The organism is Neisseria sp. 74A18 (genome assembly GCF_001308005.1).
In the GTDB taxonomy this organism is placed as follows: domain Bacteria; phylum Pseudomonadota; class Gammaproteobacteria; order Burkholderiales; family Neisseriaceae; genus Neisseria; species Neisseria dumasiana.
Window position 1 is genome coordinate 34,786 of the sequence record NZ_LGZA01000009.1, and the last position, 20,457, is coordinate 55,242.

Here is a 20,457-nt window from a genome sequence, read left to right on the forward strand (position 1 = left end):
CTGCATTCTGCGCGTATGGGCGTTTTCGGACGCTATCCGCAAATAAAATCATTACCCGTTAAACGAGCAACGGCTAAACATCCCCTTGTGAGCATAAATCGATCGTTTTTATTTTAGGGTTGAACAAACAGAGGCATTCCGATCATCGGCCAGATGAAGAATGTGAAAAGCAGAACAAGAATCACGCTGATAGGAGCGAGCCATGCACTCAACCGCAACAGGTCTTTGGCCGAATAAGTCGGCATATCTTCCAATTTTGCATAAAGCGCCATAGGCTTGGCCGAGCTGCTGAGCGTATGACAGAAGCCCGCAGCGGCTGTGGATGCAAAGGCGGCGGCCACGGCGGAAACCCCTACTTCGGGCGCAAGCGATACCACAATCGGAATCAGCACCGCGGAGCGTGCCGAGCGTGATTGGATAACCAAATGGGCAACGGTTGAAATCAACACGATCGTTACGGTAAACAATACGGCTGCCGTGGTGCCGGTGCTTTTTATCGAACCGAGCATACTGCCGGCCGCCCAAGCAGCCGATCCTGATGTAACCAACGCCGATCCCATCGCCAAAGTTGCCGCCATAAAAATCAGCAACGACCACGGTACCGATTTGAGTGCTTTGCCCAAGCTGACCACGCCGAGGCTGTTGCTGCTCATAATCAGCCCGCCCGCCAGTGCGATAACGGCAGGGTGGATTCCATGCACGGGTTCCATACACCACATCACGATAACAATGCCGACAAGCCAAGAAACTTTTACTTGCGCGGGTGTTAATTTGCCCTTGATGGGAATGGTGGTATGGCTTTGCAGGTCGTTGGCCGAAATACTCAGCTGCATGGCTCTGTCTTTTTTGGATGTAAACAGCATCAGAATCAGCTCAACGCAGATCACGCTGGACACCACAGCCAACGGCAAGCCGTACAGCATCCAGTTGGTAAAAGAAAACGAAGGAAAATCGCTGGCGGCCAGAATCTGGCTGGTGATCAGATGTGCGCCCGCGCCTAAGTACGAACCTACCGCCGAAAGCAGAATAACAGACGGAAACAGCAAAGCGAGCGATAAGACCAGCGACGGGCGGTTACGCAATACGGAAGCCAATGCCACGAACACAGGCATGGCCAGAGCCGCACGCCCCGATGTGGAGGGAACGGCAAAAGCCGTGGCGACTAATGCGGCACTGCTCAAATGCATTAACTGGCGGGCGTTTTGCGCGCCGGTAACGATAAATGCGGCGGCGCGCGTGGCCAAGCCCGAGGATGTGATTCCGGCAGCAATCACAAAGGCACCGAGCAGCAGCCAAACCGTATCGTCTCCCAAGGTGTCGAACAAGGCTTTTTCGGGCAGTACGCCCATGAAGACGAGCAAAATGGCTGCACCCAAAGCAACATAAGTGTCGTCGATGTTGGTGAAAATCCAAAACCACACCGCCATTGCAAATACCGACAGCGTTACCGCACCTTCTGTACTCAGCGCGTCTGCACCTCCGACACCTTCCACAGATATGCTTACCCACCAGATAATCATCAGCACGATAGCGGTAGCCGCAATCACGGCAACCAGATGTTTGCGGGTAAAGTCTTTTTTCAGCAGCGCCAAACGTTCAAAAAATGTCGGCTCCTCCTGTTGGCGTTCGGTATCTGATTTTTTTGTTTGACGCGCATCTTGTAGGTTTAGCGATGAACGGGTGCGGTAAAACACCGAATCCGATTGTTTGGGCGGCAAACCGCCCATGCCTGAATTGTTTTCACGCATTTATTGCTCCTGCTGCATTGCTTCAATGGCTTTTGCCTGAACATTTTCCGCTTTACCTGCTTCAGAGAGGCGGGTAAGCGGGATGTCGATACCGAAAACCGTACCGCGTTCGGAGCCTGACTCCACCCACGCATAACCGCCGTGGGCATGTGCAAGCGCCTTAACCACTGCCAAACCGATACCCATACGCGGGGCATCTGCATTACTCGGGTCATGTTTGTGGACAGCAGGTTCAAATACTGCGGCTACTGTTTCGTCGCTTAAGGGCAGTCCTTGGTTGACTATCCAAAAGCTGGCCATAGAATTGCCGTCGGGCAGGTGCCGGATAGAAGAACCCAGCTCGATGGCTTCGCCGGAATCATCGTGTTCGGTGGCATTGTGGGCAAGGTGGTGCATAGCCAGCAAAATACGTTGGGGATCCATAGGCACATGGATATTCGCTACCTCGGCCACTTCCCATTTGTGTGCAGGATACATATCGCGTAACTGCTTGGCCAAACGGTAGGTCATGTCATCCAGTTTGGTTTTTTGATAATGCAGAAAATCAGGATTGCCACTCTCGAGCAGCAGTTCCAAGTTGCGGCTCAGACGCTGCATATTCTCCAACATTTCTTTAAATAAAGGCGGTAAGGAAGAATCTGCCGGATATTGGCGTTCGAGATATTGCAAAGTATGTGTATGCTCTTGTATTTGTTGAAGAACGGCATAGAGAATATGCTTTTGCTCAAGATGGGCGTTACCCAAGCGGTCAAGCATATTGTTTAGCGAACGTGCCAAACGGGAAAGCTCTTCCGTCCCTTCATCTTCCGGCAGGCGGGTATCTAAATTGAAAGCATCGATATTTTCGGAAAAACGGGTAAAACGCTTGATTGGTGCCAGAATCTGCCCGGCCACCAGCCAGGCGATTAATGCGGTCAACAGCAGGCCGCCCAACATAACGCCGAATAAAATCAGCATATTGCGGTGAACGGCATCAATATTGTTTTTCACAAACTGCGCAACCAATAAAACCCCTCTTTGGCCTTGCCCTTCGATCACGCTTTTACCCCAGCGCAATTGGCCGTCGGGCGTTCTTTCCAGACCTGAATTTTTAGGGCTGTCCAAAAGGGCATTTAACCGTTCGCGGTTGGCTGCTAAACGTTCGCCGGCATCGTTACCGGCGTTATCTACCACCAACACATCCGTGGGTGTAATGGCGATGAAGGCTTCTCCTCTGTCGGGTGTTTGGCGTTCGAGATAACGCTCCATCAAGCCGGTAATGGAAGAAAACGGCCTATGGGTACGGGGGTCGACAGCTTCTTTGGCAAAGGCATTAAATTCCTGCACTTCTTGGATAATCGCCATATTGGCTTCTACATGCACCTGCCGGATAAAAATCGAGCGTGCGGTTAAGATCAAAATCAAAATCATCAATGCAGTGGTCAGTAAAATCCATCCCACAATGCGCCAGCGCGCGGTAGAAGGCATTTCGAGCAGTTTTTTACGCTTGTTGTAATCCATAGACTGACGGTCTTTCGATCGAAGGGTTGATAAGGTGCGGCGTATTTGTTTTTTTATTTTTTGTTCGGTGACGGATTGGGGTTGTATTCACCTTCATCCAGAGGATTGATGTGTTTGACTGAGCGCGGAGTATAAAACGCCGGTACTTCCTGATCGGGCAAACGCTCGGCACGAATGTGTTGACGGGTATTGAGTTTTACTTCTACTACTGAAGAAGGCAGTTTGGGCGGCTCAACCTTGCGGGTCATCTGTTGCGACAATAGAGCAATGGCGATGGGGAGACACAAGAGAAAACAGATAATCAATAAACGTGAGAGCATGATGGATTTGAATTCTGAATATTAAATATAGAAATGATTATAGGTTTTCTGTGTGTTGCCATTTTTTATTTAATTTTAAATTAGGGTTAAAGTTAATGATGCAATGTTTTACAGTTATTCGTCATTATTTTGCCATATATTTATAGGCTTTTTGCATAAAAACATATTAACTTGAATGCTTTTTATATTAATTGCATAAATTGACCTAATAAATTATTAAAATAATTTAAACGGTTTCTCAAAAGAAATTTGTTTGATTAAACTTATTTATTCTATTTCGATCTGTTTGTTTATTTGTTAATAAAAAGTTTGGCAGGCTGAAGAGCGGATGTGTTGTGTGGCAACCCGCAGAAAACGTGTACGGGTAATTATGTAAATTCATGTTGTTATAAAAAGAATCATTCTGCATGTTTTGAGCTGTTGATGTGTGGAATACTACTGCTTGCCAGCCCAAATAAACTTAGACGCTTAATCAAAATGTGTTGATTGACTATACGCATCGAACTGCATCCATATTTGGGGGTTTCAGCGGCCTAAACAACAATGCAAAATAAATTTTTCTATGCGTTTCCTTAATAAAAAATGTCGGATATATTAAAACCCATTGAGGTCGTCTGAAAAATGGCTTTTCAGACGGCCTCAATGGGTTTTAAAGCGGTTAAATGTTATTCCACCGTAACCGATTTAGCCAGATTGCGCGGCTTATCTACATCGGTGCCGCGAGCAAGCGCGGCATGGTAAGACAAAAGCTGAACCGGAATCGTATGAACAATCGGAGACAACACGCCGACATGGCGTGGAGTGCGGATAACGTGCACGCCTTGGTCTTCGTTGAAGTTGCTGTCGAGGTCGGTAAACACAAACAGTTCGCCGCCGCGCGCGCCGACTTCCTGCATGTTGGCTTTCACTTTGTCCAAAAGCATATCGTTGGGCGCAATCACCACCACCGGCATATTTTCATCCACCAAGGCCAGCGGGCCGTGCTTCAGTTCGCCGGCGGGGTAGGCTTCGGCATGAATATAGGTGATTTCTTTCAGCTTCAACGCACCTTCGAGCGCAATCGGGTAGTGGATGCCGCGGCCGAGGAACAATGCGCTGTTTTTAGAAGCGAATTTTTGTGCCCAAGCGGCAATCTGCGGCTCGAGATTCATCACATGCTGGATGCTGCCGGGCAGTTGGCGCAGTTCTTCGGTGTAGCTGTGGGCTTGGGCATCAGAAACGTGGCCGCGCATTTTGCCCAAGGTAACGGCCAAGCCGAACAATACTACTAATTGGGTGGTAAAGGCTTTGGTGGACGCTACGCCGATTTCGGCACCGGCACGGGTGTACAGCACCAATTCGCTTTCGCGCGGCAGGGCGGATTCCATCACGTTGCAGATGGAAAGGCTGTGCTTGTGGCCGAGCGACTGGGCGTATTTCAAGGCTTCCATGGTGTCGAGGGTTTCGCCCGATTGGGAAATGGTAATCACCAGTTGTTTGGGGTTGGCAATCACGTCGCGGTAGCGGTATTCGCTGGCGATTTCCACGTCGGTCGGCACTTTGGCGATGCTTTCCAGCCAGTATTTGGCGGTTAATGCAGAATAATAGGATGTGCCGCAGGCCAAAATTTTAATGCTGTCGATTTCGTTGAACACTTCACGCGCTTTGCCGCCGAAGTTTTCCGGCTCGAAACCGCCTTCCAAGAATACTTCGGCGGTATCGGCAATCGCGCGCGGCTGTTCGTGGATCTCTTTTTGCATGAAGTGGCTGTACGGGCCGAGTTCGAGCGAAGCCAGCGACAATTCGGATACTTTCACTTTGCGCTCGGCGGGTTGGCCGTTTTTATCAATCAGTTTTTCGATGCCTTTGGCGCTCAAGAGGGCAATGTCGCCGTCTTCAAGGTAGGCGATGTTGCGGGTGAAGGCGATCACGGCGGAAACGTCGGAGGCGATAAAGGTTTCGTCTTCGCCGAAGGCCACCAGCAGCGGGCAGCCCATGCGCGCCACTACCATGTGGTCGGCGTTGTCTTGTGCCATCACGGCAATGGCAAATGCGCCGTGAAAGCGTTTGCAGGCGGCTTCTACGGAGGCAAATAAGTCGCCGTTTTGCAGATATTCGTGGGTTACGCTGTGCGCAATCACTTCGGTATCGGTTTGCGATTCAAACACATAGCCGAGTTTTTGCAGGCGGGCGCGTTCTTCTTCAAAGTTTTCGATGATGCCGTTGTGAACCACCGCAATCGTGCCGCTCGAAATATGGGGGTGGGCATTCGGTTCGGTAACGCCGCCGTGAGTGGCCCAGCGTGTATGGCCGATACCGATATGGCCGAACATGCCGCGCTCTTTGGCGGCTTCTTCCATCAGGGCGACGCGGCCGACGCGGCGCACACGTTTGATTTTGTTGTCTGAATTGACGGCGATGCCCGAAGAGTCGTAACCCCGGTATTCGAGGCGTTTCAAGCCGTCGGTGAGAAAGTCCACTACATTGTGGTTGGCGCGGATGGCGCCGACGATACCGCACATAATTGTTCCTTAGTATCAAGTGGTTGGAAGAAATCAGCCCGGCTGACGTTCAGACGGCCTGACGGGAAAGGTTAAGGGAAAATAAATCATTTGGCTGGTTGAGCTTCTTTTTGGTTCACTTCAACTAGAAAAAACATTCGATGCCGAATGCTATTTTGGTTAAATGTTAAATAGAGTATCCAAATATGCATTAGCAGTATTGTGCCTTTTTGCCCTATTGTTAAATCATGGTTTAACCTTTATCAGCCTACTTATATTCAACAATATCTTTATTCAAAATAGAGTCTTTCAATTTTTCTAACCATCCGAATAGTCCGCCGTAGTATTTTTGTGGCTTCCAGTCCTGATTGGAGCAGTTTCCACCATTTTCATCAGTATTAACATTGACTAGTTTGATACGGTTTTCATTTTGTTCAATACAAAATTGAACAAAATGAGCCTTATCAAGACTTCCATCTGTATCTTCATTACTTACAAAAATATAATATGGTTGCTTATATTTAAGCTCATTTATGCTTTTATTATAGAAAATACAGCTTTCTTGGCTATTTCCATATTTATCAATTGATCTTTTATCAATATATCCAACTTGCGCTCCCGTAAATGTTACTCGGGAAACTTTCTTGCCATTGCTTAAGTAAACACAAGGTAAGTTATTTTTTACTATCACTCTTGCTATCCCGTCAGGCATGATCGCCTGTGAAACAGCAAGAACGAAATTAGAATATAGTAGTAAATATAAAAATATCACGCTTTTAAAATTATTCATGATATTTCCTAACTAAAATACTGTTGTTTTGGGCAACAGATTACTGTCATTAGGGTTCACTTTAAATTTAGCTAAAACTCTTTCTCTATTTTGTTGAGATGTGGATGGTCTAAAATCAACTCCTTGGGTGAACATATAATAGTCAGCAATAATGTTACCTTGTTGCTCCATATTAAATTCTGACAGATCTTTTTTTTCAAGAATATCGTTATCATATTTATAAGCAGCAGAGTTTTTGTAACCTCCTTGGGTTGCAATCACCAACCCTGCTTTTTTAACATCGTAGCCAAGTTGATACTGCCATACATGAACCATTTCATGTATGAACAAATGCTTATCGCTAGGTTGAGTGGTCGCTGAAAAATCATTTTTGTAAGTTTTATCAGGAAAATGCATCTCTCCATTAGGTGTCATGGCAGTATTATTATCCTGAACCCATAGCAGATACTCACCCTTATGCACTTTTACTTTGGCATAGTCGATGGAGTCTTTAAATACCTGTTTGGCCAAATCGATTTCCCCTTGGGTAAGGCTGCGGCTTTTTTGAATCCGGGTAACGGCTTTTGCGGCTTTGCCTGCAACGGCCAGAGTCAGTTTCAGACGGCTGCTTTCGATTTTGGGGAACCCTATTTTGACCCGACGCTTACGGGAACGGCTCACCATTTCGCCTATGTCGTCTATAACAGGGATGTTTATGTCATTACTGGGGAAGAAAGTATGTTATTTATATTCGATAATATCTTTATTGAAGATAGAGTCCTTTAATTTCTCCAGCCAGCCGAATATCCCGCCATAGTATTTTTGTGGTTTCCAATCTTTATCAGAGCATTTGATTTTACCCGTATTGCTTCCTTTTGAATCTCGAATTTTTTCGATACTTACTATGCGAGAAGAATGTTTATTTTTTTTTATACAAAACAAAAAAGAATGGGGTTTGTTGTTGAAATTGCTATGAATAAAGCCGGAATAGATAGTGTTGTCTTGCAAAACAGATATTTCATCTTGATTATATTCAACACAATTTCTCATATTATATCCAACTGTCTGATTATCAGGGATTATTATTTCTTGAGCCTTAACCATGTTGCTTTTAATTATTGTCAAGCTCTTTATTTTTTTTTCATTGTTTAAAAAGAAGCAAGGATTACCGTTTTTCAAAATGATATTAACTACCCCATCAGGTAATAAAGGGCTGGACATAGCAAACAACTTTGAATTTGAAAACAATATAAACATTAAAATGATCCATATCCTACTCATTTATAACTTCCTTAACCGGTTTTTATAATATTAAATCATGATAATGTCTTGATTCTATACAAAATTATTAGTGGATGGTTTTAAATCGGTATCTTTAGGATTTTTGATAAACTTTTCTAACACTCTTTCAAAGTCTTTTTTTGCGACTGATTTATTATGTATGTTAGCAATAAAATAATCCGCAACAATATCTGCTTGCTGTTCCATATTAAATTCGGATAAATCAGACTGTTTTGAAATTATAGAACTATATCTATATGCTGCATTATTAATGTACCCTCCTTGAGCAGCTAATAATAATCCATTTTTTTCAACATCATATCCCAATTGATATTGCCATATATGTGTCATTTCATGAATAAAAAATCTTTGGTCAACTTGTGAAAAATCTTCTTTATAAATCTCTTCAGGAAAATACATCTCACCATTGGGCGTCATGGCGGTATGGTTGTCTTGAACCCATAGCAGATACTCACCCTTATGCACTTTTACTTTGGTATAGTCGATGGAGTCTTTAAATACCTGTTTGGCCAAATCGATTTCCCCTTGGGTAAGGCTGCGGCTTTTTTGAATCCGGGTAACGGCTTTTGCGGCTTTGCCTGCAACGGCCAGAGTCAGTTTCAGACGGCTGCTTTCGATTTTGGGGAACCCTATTTTGACCCGACGCTTACGGGAACGGCTCACCATTTCGCCTATGTCGTCTATAACGGGGATGTTTATGTCATTGCCGCGAAAGGGGTTGGGTATGTTCATTTCTGCCAGCATGGCATGCGACGAGCAGCAGGCGTCCAATACTTCTGCGGAAATGTTGATCTCTACAATTTCCAAAGCCTCGTCGGCTTTTATGGTTTGGGTATGGCCGCCTTCATCGGTTATGCCCGTGTGAATCGAGCTGTCTGAAAGTTTGATTTCGTAATCAAATTTCTTATAAGGGATATTGTGTTCGCTTTTTAACAGAAAGCGGTCTGCGTAAATTTTGCCGGTTTCGGCAAAATTTTTTGCTGCTGGCGGAGAAGAGCGGTTTATCGAACCGTCTCCTTGTCCGTCATCCACCCAAATTAACGATTGTGAACCGATTAAATTCGCTCCGCAGGCGGTTCTCATGCCTTCCAGCGCAACACCTCTTCCGTCTGCACCAAACATCCGGTCGGAGCCTTCGATAATAGGGAAAACTCCTTTGCACTTCGGGCAGTGAACTTTGTCTCCCATCAAGGCCACATTCTTATTGTCGGCCATGATGAAATGTGATCCCTCGATTACCGTGCCGCCGTGAGTAGTGCTGTCTCCAACCACAATTGCTTTACGCGTGGGCATCGTTTTTTCCTTTTGTGTAATGAATATTGAGAATGGCCGTTTGGGTTATTTTTTCTCCGGCCGTATCCAGCCTTCAATCACGGTTTGGCGGGCGCGGGCGAGGACGAGGGTGTTGTCTTCGCAGTTTTTGGTAATCGAGCTGCCTGCGCCGACGGTTACTTTGTTGCCCAGTTTGACGGGGGCTACCAAAACGACGTTGGAGCCGATGCGTACTTCGTCGCCGATATGGGTTTTGTGTTTGTTGACGCCGTCGTAGTTGGCGGTAATGGTGCCTGCGCCGATATTGGTTTTGCTGCCGATTTCGGCATCGCCCAAGTAAGTGAGGTGGTTGGCTTTGCTGCCTTTGCCCATCACGGTGTTTTTTACTTCGACGAAGTTGCCGATGTGTACGTCGGCGGCGAGTTTGGCATTGGGGCGCAAACGGGCAAACGGGCCGATGCGGGCATCTTCGCCGACTTCGCAGCCTTCGAGGTGCGAGAAGGGGGCGATTTGGGTGCCGGAGGCGATTTTGGTGTTTTTAATCACGCAATGTGCCCCGATTTCTACGTTGTCGCCCAATTCGACATCGCCTTCAATCACCACGTTTACGTCGATCACGACATCTTGGCCGTGTTTCAGACGGCCTCTCAAATCGAAGCGGGCGGGGTCGCGTAGGGTAACGCCGGCTTTGAGCAAGGCTTGCGCCTGATTGTTTTGGAAAATGCGCTCCAATTCGGCAAGCTGCACTTTGTTGTTTACGCCGGCGGCCAAGTAAGAGGCGGAAACCTGCACGGGATGTACGGCGATGCCGTCTGAATTGGCCAGTGCAATCAGGTCGGTTAAGTAGTATTCGCCTTGGGCGTTGTTGCTGGAAAGGCTGTTCAGCCAGCCTTCGAGTTTGGCGTTGGGCAATACGAGAATGCCGGTGTTGGTTTCTTTTACGGCTTTTTGGGAGTCGTCGGCATCTTTTTCTTCGACAATCGCCACCACTTTGCCGCCGTCGCGGATGATGCGGCCGTAGCCGGTGGGGTCGTCGAGCACGTCGGTCAGCAGGCCGACTTCGTTGCCGGCGGTATCCAACAGTTTTTGCAGGGTGTCTGCATCGGTGAGCGGCACGTCGCCGTAAAGCACCAGCGTGCGGCCTTCTTTAGGCAGGTGCGGCAAGGCCATTTTCACGGCGTGGCCGGTGCCGAGCTGTTCGGTTTGTTCCACCCAGTTCACATCGCGGTTGACCCGTGCCAAAACCTGCTCTTTGCCGTGGCCGATAACGACGCTGATGCTTTGCGGATGAAGGCTGCCGGCGGTGTCGATAACGCGCTGAACCATCGGTTCGCCGCCGATTTCGTGCAACACTTTGGGAAGTTTGGAATACATGCGCGTGCCTTTGCCGGCTGCGAGAATAACGATGTGCAGGGAGGATGGGTTCATGATGTTTCTCTAAAAAATAAAGAATCGTAATAATGGGATTGCAGGCCGTCTGAACACTGTGTTTCAGACGGCCTGATTGGTAGATGTTGTTTATTGTGCGGTGTCGGGCGTTGCGCCGTTAACCGGCACGCTGCTGCCTGAAGACATATGCGGTTTTTGCCAATGCGTGCCGCGGATGTCGTGCTCGTTGTGTTGAGAGGTAACGGCACGCTGTTCGGGGCGGAATTGGTTGTGGCGCATATTGCGCGAATAAGTGCCGTCTTGATACACCACGGGTGTGCCGGTTTCATATTTTTGTCTTAAAGCGGTATGACCGTCGGCGGTTTGGTAAGTTTCCCAAGAACAGCCCGCCAATATGGCAAGTGCGGCAAGAAGGGCAAGATGACGCATGATGTTTCCTTAATGAAAGAATAATGGGAGAGATAGTTATGATGCTATTTTAATCAAAATGTAATCCGATAGATAGCCGGGCATCATGCATACTGCGATGCCCATTCGGCCAGCGCGGGCATGTCGGCGGCGGCGCAATCTACAAAAGGCAGCGGGTGTGCCTGTTTGCCGAACCAAACGGTGCGCATACCGAGTTGTTTGGCTGCGTGGAGGTTGTCGGCGCTGTCGTCAACCATAATGCAGCATTCTGCCGTTGTGCCGAGCATGGCGCATACGTTGAGATAGGCATCGGCGTGGGGTTTGTACAACAGGCCGAAATCGTCGGTGCCGTATAAAGCATCGAAACAAGACGTGATATTCATCGCCTCTGCCAGTGCCTGCACATAAAACGACGGGGCATTGGAAAAGATGGCTTTTCGACCTTTCAGACGGCCTAAAGTTTCTGCCGCGCCTTCTACGGGCACGAGGGCGGGCAAAATGGCATCGAGCGGATGGCAGCGGCGCAGAAAGTCGTCGATACAGATTTCGGGGTGGTGTTTTTGCAGGCCGGCAAGCGTGGCGCCGTAGCGGTGCCAGTAGTCTTGCCGCACATTCGAGGCGGTTTGTTCGTCCAAACCGAGTTTTTCGGCGAGATAGGCGGTCATGCTGCGGTTGATCAGCGTGAAGATTCCGGCATCGGCGTGATGCAGGGTGTTGTCGAGGTCGAACAACCAAATAGTTTGACAAATCATAGTATTTAAAATATTTTGCAAACGTTTTTTCAGTTTAAAAAGTTGAATAAATGATAAAAACCGGCGGGTTCGGAGATTTTGAAAGCCGCAGGCCGCGGCCATGTTCAAAGTCATGATTCCACAATACACACCATTATGATACGGACAATATGAAATGAAAATAAAACATACTTTTTTGTTGGGAATCGGCGCGTTACTGTTTGCTGCAACAGCAGCCGCCCAAACAGAAGTGAGGCTGGCAGTACACAGCTCGTTCAGCCTGCCCAAAGAAACCATCGCCAAATTCGAGCGCGACCACAACGCCAAGCTTACCGTGATTGAAGCCGGCAGTGCCAATGAAATGCTCAACAAACTGATCTTGAGCCGCGCCCGTCCGATTGCCGATGCGGTGTACGGTTTGGACAATGCCAACATTACCAAAGCACTGCACAGCAAAATCTTGGCCGACAAGCAGCCTACATCGGTGCCGGCAAACGCTTCCCTGCCCGGTGCGGTGGCGGTGGATTACGCCTATGTTGTGTTGAATTACGATAAAAAATGGTTCGACGAGAAAAAGCTGCCGTTGCCGAAATCTCTCGAAGATTTGGCCAAGCCCGCCTATAAAGATTTGCTGGTTACGCCCAATCCCGGCACATCCAGCCCCGGCCTCTCTTTCCTGATGGCCAATATCGGCGGCTTGGGTGAAGAGCAGGCATTCAAATGGTGGGCCGATATGCGTAAAAACGGCGTGAAAGTAACCAAAAGCTGGAGCGACGCTTATTACACCGATTTCACCCAAAACGGCGGTTCGCGCCCGTTGATTGTGAGTTATGCCACCAGCCCCGCAGCCGAGGTGCATTTCAGCAAAGGCAAATATACCGTGCCGCCTACCGGCAATCTGTTTTTGAAAGGCGGCGTGTTCCGTCAGGTGGAAGGTGCGGCCGTATTGCGCGGAACCAAGCAGCCTGCGCTGGCTACCAAACTGGTGGCTTATCTGCAAAGTGCCGAGGTGCAGAAAGCCGTGCCGTCTGAAATGTGGGTGTATCCCGCCGTTAAAGGCACGCCGCTGCCCAAAGTGTTTGAATTCGCCCAAATGCCGAAAGAACACTTTGCCCCTTCCGTTGTTTTGATGGAGCAAAAACAGAAACAATGGGTCAGCCGCTGGATTAAAGTGGTGTTGAAATAAACGTTTTCAGACGGCCTGATGCACGGAATGAAAGTGCTTGAGGCCGTCTGAAAATAATATTGTGAAGCGTATATTGGAAACCGTATTGCAGCACTGTTTATGTTGAAGCGGATTCAGGCCGTTCCACAAAGTCTGTCAGTATTTGGGCAAATTCAGCCGCCTGCGTTAAAAAAGGAGCGTGGGCGGCTTTTTCTATGATGTGCAGGCGGCTTTGCGGCAGATGGCGGTGCAGATACTCGCCCATACGCGGCGGGGTAATGGAATCTTTGGCACCGAAAATCAGCAGCGAAGGCATGTTGATGTGCGGAAGAAAAGCGCGTGCATCGGCTTCAGCCACCGCGTCTAGCGCCGCTTGCAGAGCCGAAGGTGCGCCGTGTTTCACAATATCGGGCAACACTTTTTCCAATACCGAATGCTGGTCTTTGGCATATAAGAATTGCAACTGAAGAAACTGTTTCATATATTTGTGATAATCTTGCTCAAACAGTTCGATCATTTTTGCCAGCGCAGGATTTTTCAAACCTTCGGGATAATCCGGCGCGGCCTGAAAGCGGGCGAAACTGGCCGTCAGGCACAGGCCGCGCACTTTTTCGGGATGGCGGGCGGCCATATACAGCGACACCAGCCCGCCCAGCGACCAGCCGAGCAGGTAGGCCGGTTCGGTGATGTGTGCGGCGAAAGCATCGGCAGCGGCGGCCACGTCGAACCCGCCGTGAAAAGGTGCGTCGCCGTGGCCGGGCAGATTGAGGGCTTGGATATCCCATTCGTCGGGCAGGCGCGGAATCAGGTCGTCGAAAACATGACGGTTTGCCGCCCAGCCGTGTATCAGATAAACTTTCTTGGGTGTATGTTGCATGGATATTCTTTCATGGTGGCGTAATCGGCGGCAGCGTGCCGGATGTTGCGTATTATGCCATGCTTGCGCCGTTTCAGACGGCCTGTGCGCAGGTTGTGCGTCTGATTTGGCGCAATGCCGCACCGATTCCGCCAATACCTGCCCTTCCTGCACGCAAACCAGCGTGGGCGCGGCGTTATGCGGGCAATGCCAGCAGAAACCGCCGCCTTTTGAAAAATTGTGGACGTCGGTTTATTACGAACCGCCCGTCAGCAACATGATTCATGCGTTCAAACATCAGGCCGATTTGAGTATGCAACGCCCCTTGTCGGCCTTGATGCTGGATCATGCTCCCCTATGGTTGGCGCATGAAGATATAGATGCCGTGATGGCCATGCCTTTAAGCAAAGAAAGGCGGCTGTTTCGCGGTTTTAACCAAGCGGAAGGGCTGGCAGAAGCGGTCGGCAGGCATTACAGGCTGCCCGTTTTGCCCCGTTACACCGTTTTCAGACGGCATCGTGTGCCGCAAAGCACATTGAAGCGCGAAGAGCGAAGAAAAAACGTCCGCCATGCCTTTGTAATAAATCATGAGCATAATCAACATGTTAAAAACCGTAAGATTCTGCTGGTCGATGATGTAACCACAACAGGCGCAACTTTTGAAGCATTGGCCGCAACCTTAAGAAAGGCGGGGGCTTCAGCCGTTTTTTGCTGGGCATTGGCTTCTGTTCAAATGAAAAAATAGTGAAAATTTTTTGACGCACCTGCCGGATTAGGGCATAGTGCCGAACCTTAAATGATTGATTTATATGTTTACTGTTGTTTTATACCAGCCTGAAATCCCGCCCAACACGGGCAACATCATCCGCTTGTGCGCCAATACCGGCGCCGATCTTCATCTGGTGAAGCCGCTCGGTTTTCCGTTGGACTCAAGCAAAATGAAAAGGGCAGGGCTGGATTATCACGAATTCGCCAAAATTACCGTACACGAAAATTTCGACGATTGCGTGAAAGCATTATCGGGACGGCGCATTTTCGCGCTGACCACCAAAGGCAGTACCCGCCCCGATGCGGCAGCTTTTAAAGCAGGCGATGTGTTTCTGTTCGGGCCCGAAACCCGCGGCCTGCCGGCAGAGATACTCGACACTTTGCCGGAAGGGCAGAAACTCCGCCTGCCGATGTTGCCGGGCAGCAGAAGCATGAATCTTTCCAATACCGTGGCCGTGATGCTGTTTGAAGCATGGCGGCAAAACGGTTATACAGGCGGCGCATAACAGCCCCACAACCTGCTTGGCTGGCCGTCTGAAAACCCTATCAACTCGAGAATTGGAATTTGTTTTGACCCAAGCCAAACGAAACTTCTTTATGGGAACCGTTGCCGCCCTTGTATTCGGGTTCGGCACGTCTTCCGTTGCACAAGCCGATGCCGTTGTCAAAGCGGAGAAACTCAGCAAATCCGCCAACATGAGCTACAAAGTAGCCGGCAAACGCTACAATCCGTTAAAGAAAGTCTCTTCGTTCAGCCAAACAGGCAGCGCATCATGGTATGGCGGCCAGTTTCACGGCCGTAAAACTTCCAGCGGCGAGCGTTACAATATGCACGCGATGACCGCCGCGCACAAAACCCTGCCCATTCCCAGCTATGCCCGCGTAACCAATCTGAGCAACGGCAAAAGCGTAGTGGTGCGCATCAACGACAGGGGGCCGTTTCATGGCAGCCGCGTAGTTGATGTGTCAAAGGCAGCCGCACAAAAGTTAGGTTTTATCCAACATGGCACGGCCAAAGTGCGTGTGGAGCAGATCGTGCCGGGGCGCGATGCTTCGGAAAGGTTTGCCCAACAGGAAGCCCGAAATATCTATGTCAATCTGAAAACTTTCAACAGCAAAGCCGCCGCCCAAGATTATCTGAAGCGCAGCGGCGGTCATTTGAAATCAGCCGACATGAACGAAAAAGTGTCTATGGTTAAACAAGGCGGCAACTATGTGGTGCGCATCGGCCCGTTTCAACGTCAGGAACATGCGGATACCGCCAAAGGCAGATTGCTTACCTCGCTTTAATCTGTGCTTTTTCAGACGGCCTGCATCATGCAGGCCGTTTTGTTTGGGCAAGTGTATAATGTGTGGCCGTCTGAACAGGTTTTCAGACGGCCAAAGACCTTGGTAAAACCGCCGTTTGCGGCGCATTTCTGCGTTGTGTGCTGCCCGCCCGCTTAGCTTTATATATGTGTCTGCACTCGCTGTGCTGCTACGCCTTGAGCTGCATCCACACCCGGCGGTTTTGCAAAGACCTCGGTAAGAATTGTCCATAACTTCAATCTCATACTCAACATCCCACACCCAACGGAAGTAACCATGATCAGCAGACTCACCGGCAAACTCATCGAAAAAACACCTCCGCAAATCGTGATTGATGTCGGCGGCGTGGGTTACGAAGTCGATGTATCCATGCAGACTTTTTATCTGCTGCCGCCGCTTGGCGAGAGCGTGCAGCTTTATACCCAGCTTGTGGTGCGCGAAGATGCCCATTTGCTGTTCGGCTTTGCCACCTCCGCCGAACGCGCTACGTTCCGCCAGTTGGTGAAGGTAAGCGGTATCGGAGCCAAAACCGCATTGGGTATTTTGTCGGCCATGACTTCGGACGAACTGGCGCAGGCTGTGGCTCAGGAAGATGTGAAACGGCTTTCTTCCGCGCCCGGCATCGGCAAAAAAACCGCCGAACGCATGGTGCTCGAACTGCGCGGCAAGCTGGTGTCGGAACAAACCGCCGCCGGCCTGTTCGCCCCCGCTGCCGCGCCGGACGAAACCGACGATATCGTCAGCACGCTTTTGGCCTTGGGCTACAACGAGCGCGAAGCCAAAGCCGCAGTAAAAGGCATTGCGGCGGGAATCGATGTGAGCGAAGGCGTGCGTTTGGCTTTGAAGAATTTGTTGAAATAGTTTTCAGACGGCCTATCGGGTGTTTCAACCGCTGAGGCCGTCTGAAAAAACCGCAAGCCGTTATGATTAAGCAGTGAAAGTATGATGAAGAAAATATTTGACTGGTTCGAATCCCGTATCGACCCCTATCCCGATACGCCGCCGAAAACGCCTGAAAAAGGCTTGTGGCGTTTTTTGTGGGGCAGCATGGAAGGTGTGCGCGGCTGGATTTTGGTGCTGGCTCTGATGACTGTCGGCATCGGCATCATGGAAGCCCTGCTGTTCCAATTTATGGGCAAAGTGGTCGATTGGCTGGGCGCATACACGCCGCAAACTCTGTGGGCGGAAAAGGGTTGGGCATTAACGGGCATGGCCGCGCTGATGGTGTTTGCCGTGTTTTGGCATTTCGTTGCGTCGAACGTGCGCCTGCAAACCCTGCAAGGCGTGTTTCCGATGCGTTTGCGTTGGAATTTCCACCGCCTGATGCTGGGGCAGAGTCTCGGGTTTTATCAGGACGAATTTGCCGGGCGGGTTTCGGCCAAAGTAATGCAAACCGCGCTGGCGGTGCGCGATACGGTGATGACACTGGCCGATATGGTGGTGTATGTGCTGGTGTATTTCATCAGCTCGGGCGTGATTCTGGCGGCGTTCGACGGCTGGCTGCTGCTGCCGTTCGTGTGCTGGATTATCGCGTTCGGCACCGTGATGCGCGTGCTGATTCCCAAGTTGTCGAAAACCGCACAGCGTCAGGCTGATGCCCGCTCGTTGATGACCGGCCGCATCACCGATGCCTATTCCAACATTACGACGGTTAAGCTGTTTTCGCACGGTGCGCGCGAGGCGGGCTATGCCAAGCAATCCATGCAGGAATTTATGGTAACGGTGCATGCGCAAATGCGTTTGGCCACCACTTTATATACTTGTAATTTTATTGTGAATACGTCGCTCACCTTGTCCACCGCCGCATTGGGCATTTGGCTGTGGTATCACGGGCAGGTCGGCGTCGGTGCGATTGCCACCGCCACGGCCATGGCTTTACGCGTGAACGGTTTGTCGCAATACATCATGTGGGAATCCGCCCGCCTGTTTGAAAACATTGGCACCGTAAATGACGGCATGGTTACTTTGTCTAAACCGCAAACCATTTTAGACAAACCGGCCGCACTGCCGTTGAAAGTGGAGCACGGAGAAATCCGTTTCGAGCATGTCGATTTTTCCTATGATGCCGGCAAACCGTTGCTCAACGGCTTTAACCTTGCCATCAAACCGGGCGAAAAAGTCGGCCTGATAGGGCGTTCGGGCGCAGGCAAATCCACCATCGTTAATCTGTTGCTGCGCTTTTACGAGCCGCAAAGCGGTATCATCACCATCGACGGCCAAAACATCAACGACATCACCCAAGAAAGCCTGCGCGCCCAAATCGGCTTGGTAACACAAGACACCAGCCTGCTGCACCGCTCCGTGCGCGATAACATCGTTTACGGCCGCCCCGATGCCACCGAAGCAGAAATGTATCAGGCCGCCGAAAAAGCCGAAGCCGCCGATTTCATCCCCAACCTTTCCGATGCCAAAGGCCGCAGGGGATACGATGCCCATGTGGGCGAAAGAGGCGTGAAACTTTCAGGTGGCCAGCGGCAACGCATCGCCATCGCCCGCGTGATGCTGAAAGATGCGCCGATTCTGCTGCTCGACGAAGCCACCAGCGCGTTGGATTCCGAAGTGGAAGCCGCCATTCAGGAAAGCTTGGATAAAATGATGGAAAACAAAACCGTGATCGCCATTGCCCACCGTTTATCCACCATTGCCGCTATGGACAGGCTGATTGTGCTCGATAAAGGCCGTATCGTCGAAGAGGGCAGCCATGCCGAATTGCTGGAGAAAAACGGTTTGTATGCCAAATTGTGGGCGCACCAAAGCGGCGGGTTTCTCAATCAAGATCAGGTGCATGGTTGATTAACCCAATGCTTTTGCCACATGGCAGGGTTGTTCTCACAGGCGAAGCCGATAACCGGCAGAACCGGAAGCAAAACCGGTCTTGCCAAGGTTTCAACGTATAAGCTTTCTTGTCTTAACTAAAAAAGCAGAGGCCGAGACCTTTGCAAAACCCCCATCTACGGCGCATTTCTGCGTTGTGCGCTGCTCGCTCGTTTGCCTATCTATATGATATGTCTGCACTCGCTGTGCTGCTACGCCTTGAACTGCATCCACATCTGAGGGTTTTGCAAAGGTCTCAGGCCGTCTGAAAACATTCAGACGGCCTCTGCCTTATTTTACGGACAAGTGAATCATTTCCTGTGCTTGGAAAGGCTGACATGTTATTTGTCTCATGACACCGGAAGCCGTTGTTGGATTTCAGTATTTATAGTCAATCAACCATTTTTCATACAGGGCCGCAAGCCGAAAACAATGCGAGTATTACGACATGGCGCTGCAATGCCGTAGTAAAAGTTAAGTTGATGGACGAAATACGTTGATTAGAAACTCAGGCTTTCAAGCTTTTAATCAAATAACATCATTTTTTTAATATATCAAATTTATTGGAAATAACTTTTTCATACAAAAAATCAAATTTATACAAAATAAAGCATACGGTTATTGATTAAATATTAATTAATGATAATCGTTATCGAAAATTCATTGAAATTATTAGCTTTTTTCGTCATTTTTTTAACGCTTCAACTTTTAAAGGTTTTTGAAATTAGATACAATCGGAAAGTATTTACCAGCATTTTATGTAAACAAATTTAGGTGTAAACCCATGTTGGCAAACTATTTACCTGTATTGATATTCATCATCATCGGCTTAATAGCCGGTGTCGTGTTTCTGACTTTGGGCAATGTGCTCGGCCCGAAACGCCATTATGCCGAAAAAGACGCGCCTTTCGAGTGCGGTTTCGAAGCATTTGAAAACGCGCGTATGAAATTCGACGTGCGCTACTACTTGGTGGCGATTCTGTTTATCTTGTTTGATTTGGAAGTGGCATTCATGATTCCGTGGGCTGTGGTGTTTAAAGACCTGATGGTTTCCCACGGGCAGTTTGCCTTCTGGTCGATGTTTGTGTTCATCGTGGTGCTCACGGTGGGCTTTATCTATGAATGGAAAAAAGGTGCGCTGGAATGGGAATAGAAGGCGTTTTGAATAAAGGCTTCGTAACCGCCAGCGCGGATACGGTGTTGAATTATGTGCGTACAGGGTCGCTGTGGCCGGTAACTTTCGGCTTGGCCTGCTGCGCGGTAGAAATGATGCAGGCGGGCGCTTCCCGTTACGACCTTGACCGTTTCGGTATTATTTTCCGTCCGTCTCCGCGTCAGTCAGACTTGATGATTGTGGCCGGTACTTTGTGCAACAAGATGGCGCCCGCGTTGCGCCGCGTATACGACCAAATGGCCGAGCCGCGCTGGGTGTTGTCGATGGGATCGTGCGCCAACGGCGGCGGCTACTACCACTATTCTTATTCAGTAGTGCGCGGTTGCGACCGCATCGTGCCGGTAGACGTATATGTGCCCGGCTGTCCGCCGACTGCCGAAGCCTTGATTTACGGCCTGATTCAGCTGCAAGGCAAAATCAAACGCACTTACACCATTGCCCGTAACTAGGAGA

The 20,457-nt window shown here is 49.4% G+C and carries 22 protein-coding genes; 10 read left to right on the plus strand and 12 right to left on the minus strand.

Annotation, left to right across the window (positions count from 1 at the left end; all coding sequences use genetic code 11):
- Positions 1–113: 113 nt before the first annotated feature.
- The 11 genes from AKG43_RS04580 to AKG43_RS04630 all read right to left on the minus strand — a co-directional run bounded on the left by AKG43_RS04580 (position 114) and on the right by AKG43_RS04630 (position 11,940).
- Positions 114–1,748: an SLC13 family permease gene (locus tag AKG43_RS04580; RefSeq protein WP_197273115.1), complete on the minus strand. Its 1,635-nt coding sequence runs from the start codon at positions 1,746–1,748 to the stop codon at positions 114–116.
- Complete coding sequence (locus tag AKG43_RS04585) at positions 1,749–3,248, minus strand: HAMP domain-containing sensor histidine kinase (RefSeq protein WP_054599393.1); 1,500 nt, start codon at positions 3,246–3,248, stop codon at positions 1,749–1,751.
- A gap of 53 nt (positions 3,249–3,301) precedes the next feature.
- Positions 3,302–3,568, minus strand: coding sequence for a hypothetical protein (locus tag AKG43_RS04590; protein WP_156300619.1), 267 nt, complete (start codon positions 3,566–3,568; stop codon positions 3,302–3,304).
- A gap of 665 nt (positions 3,569–4,233) precedes the next feature.
- Positions 4,234–6,069, minus strand: a complete 1,836-nt coding sequence (glmS, locus tag AKG43_RS04595) for a glutamine--fructose-6-phosphate transaminase (isomerizing) (protein ID WP_054599395.1) — start codon at positions 6,067–6,069, stop codon at positions 4,234–4,236.
- Between the two features lie 247 nt (positions 6,070–6,316).
- A complete protein-coding gene (locus AKG43_RS04600) occupies positions 6,317–6,838 on the minus strand; it encodes a hypothetical protein (RefSeq protein WP_054599396.1) in 522 nt (173 codons plus the stop codon).
- A 12-nt stretch (positions 6,839–6,850) separates the two neighbouring features.
- Positions 6,851–7,501, minus strand: a complete 651-nt coding sequence (locus tag AKG43_RS04605; protein WP_054599397.1) for a hypothetical protein — start codon at positions 7,499–7,501, stop codon at positions 6,851–6,853.
- A 57-nt stretch (positions 7,502–7,558) separates the two neighbouring features.
- Complete coding sequence (locus AKG43_RS04610) at positions 7,559–8,098, minus strand: hypothetical protein (RefSeq protein ID WP_054599398.1); 540 nt, start codon at positions 8,096–8,098, stop codon at positions 7,559–7,561.
- Positions 8,099–8,152: 54 nt separating this feature from the next.
- A complete protein-coding gene (locus tag AKG43_RS04615; RefSeq protein ID WP_054599399.1) occupies positions 8,153–9,412 on the minus strand; it encodes a PAAR domain-containing protein in 1,260 nt (419 codons plus the stop codon).
- Positions 9,413–9,457: 45 nt separating this feature from the next.
- Positions 9,458–10,819 (minus strand): bifunctional UDP-N-acetylglucosamine diphosphorylase/glucosamine-1-phosphate N-acetyltransferase GlmU, encoded by a 1,362-nt coding sequence (gene glmU / locus AKG43_RS04620; protein ID WP_054599400.1) that lies wholly within the window; start codon positions 10,817–10,819, stop codon positions 9,458–9,460.
- Between the two features lie 90 nt (positions 10,820–10,909).
- Positions 10,910–11,209: a hypothetical protein gene (locus AKG43_RS04625; protein ID WP_054599401.1), complete on the minus strand. Its 300-nt coding sequence runs from the start codon at positions 11,207–11,209 to the stop codon at positions 10,910–10,912.
- A gap of 83 nt (positions 11,210–11,292) precedes the next feature.
- Entirely contained in the window at positions 11,293–11,940 is a 648-nt protein-coding gene (locus AKG43_RS04630; RefSeq protein WP_054599424.1) for a pyrimidine 5'-nucleotidase, read from the minus strand.
- A gap of 154 nt (positions 11,941–12,094) precedes the next feature.
- Between AKG43_RS04630 and AKG43_RS04635 the strand changes: the two genes are divergently transcribed.
- Complete coding sequence (locus tag AKG43_RS04635; RefSeq protein WP_054599402.1) at positions 12,095–13,105, plus strand: thiamine ABC transporter substrate binding subunit; 1,011 nt, start codon at positions 12,095–12,097, stop codon at positions 13,103–13,105.
- A 97-nt stretch (positions 13,106–13,202) separates the two neighbouring features.
- Here the strand turns inward: AKG43_RS04635 and bioH are convergent, their stop codons facing one another.
- The gene (gene bioH / locus AKG43_RS04640) at positions 13,203–13,961 is read right to left on the minus strand and encodes a pimeloyl-ACP methyl ester esterase BioH (protein WP_054599403.1); all 759 of its coding nucleotides are present in this window, start codon (positions 13,959–13,961) and stop codon (positions 13,203–13,205) included.
- On the opposite strand from bioH, the gene AKG43_RS04645 reads away from it, so the two are divergent.
- The 9 genes from AKG43_RS04645 (at position 13,960) to AKG43_RS04675 (ending at position 20,453) form a co-directional block, all read left to right on the plus strand.
- Positions 13,960–14,685, plus strand: a complete 726-nt coding sequence (locus tag AKG43_RS04645; protein WP_054599404.1) for a ComF family protein — start codon at positions 13,960–13,962, stop codon at positions 14,683–14,685. The two genes, bioH and AKG43_RS04645, sit on opposite strands and share 2 nt — an antisense overlap.
- A 64-nt stretch (positions 14,686–14,749) precedes the next feature.
- On the plus strand, positions 14,750–15,214 hold the full coding sequence (gene trmL, locus AKG43_RS04650; RefSeq protein ID WP_054599405.1) for a tRNA (uridine(34)/cytosine(34)/5-carboxymethylaminomethyluridine(34)-2'-O)-methyltransferase TrmL: 465 nt from the start codon (positions 14,750–14,752) through the stop codon (positions 15,212–15,214).
- Positions 15,215–15,278: 64 nt separating this feature from the next.
- The gene (locus AKG43_RS04655; protein WP_054599425.1) at positions 15,279–15,998 is read left to right on the plus strand and encodes a septal ring lytic transglycosylase RlpA family protein; all 720 of its coding nucleotides are present in this window, start codon (positions 15,279–15,281) and stop codon (positions 15,996–15,998) included.
- Positions 15,999–16,113: 115 nt separating this feature from the next.
- Positions 16,114–16,236 carry a lipoprotein signal peptidase gene (locus AKG43_RS13205; RefSeq protein WP_082402974.1) on the plus strand — a complete coding sequence of 41 codons (123 nt, stop codon included), beginning with the start codon at positions 16,114–16,116 and terminating at the stop codon, positions 16,234–16,236.
- A gap of 56 nt (positions 16,237–16,292) precedes the next feature.
- Positions 16,293–16,877, plus strand: coding sequence for a Holliday junction branch migration protein RuvA (gene ruvA, locus AKG43_RS04660; RefSeq protein WP_054599406.1), 585 nt, complete (start codon positions 16,293–16,295; stop codon positions 16,875–16,877).
- A gap of 81 nt (positions 16,878–16,958) precedes the next feature.
- A complete protein-coding gene (locus tag AKG43_RS04665; RefSeq protein WP_054599407.1) occupies positions 16,959–18,809 on the plus strand; it encodes an ABC transporter ATP-binding protein in 1,851 nt (616 codons plus the stop codon).
- Positions 18,810–18,952: 143 nt separating this feature from the next.
- Positions 18,953–19,099, plus strand: a complete 147-nt coding sequence (locus AKG43_RS13210; protein WP_082402929.1) for a lipoprotein signal peptidase — start codon at positions 18,953–18,955, stop codon at positions 19,097–19,099.
- Between the two features lie 515 nt (positions 19,100–19,614).
- Positions 19,615–19,983, plus strand: a complete 369-nt coding sequence (locus AKG43_RS04670; RefSeq protein WP_054599408.1) for an NADH-quinone oxidoreductase subunit A — start codon at positions 19,615–19,617, stop codon at positions 19,981–19,983.
- Positions 19,974–20,453, plus strand: a complete 480-nt coding sequence (locus AKG43_RS04675) for an NADH-quinone oxidoreductase subunit B family protein (protein ID WP_009115715.1) — start codon at positions 19,974–19,976, stop codon at positions 20,451–20,453. The genes AKG43_RS04670 and AKG43_RS04675 overlap by 10 nt, the downstream gene beginning before the upstream one ends.
- Positions 20,454–20,457 lie beyond the last annotated feature (4 nt).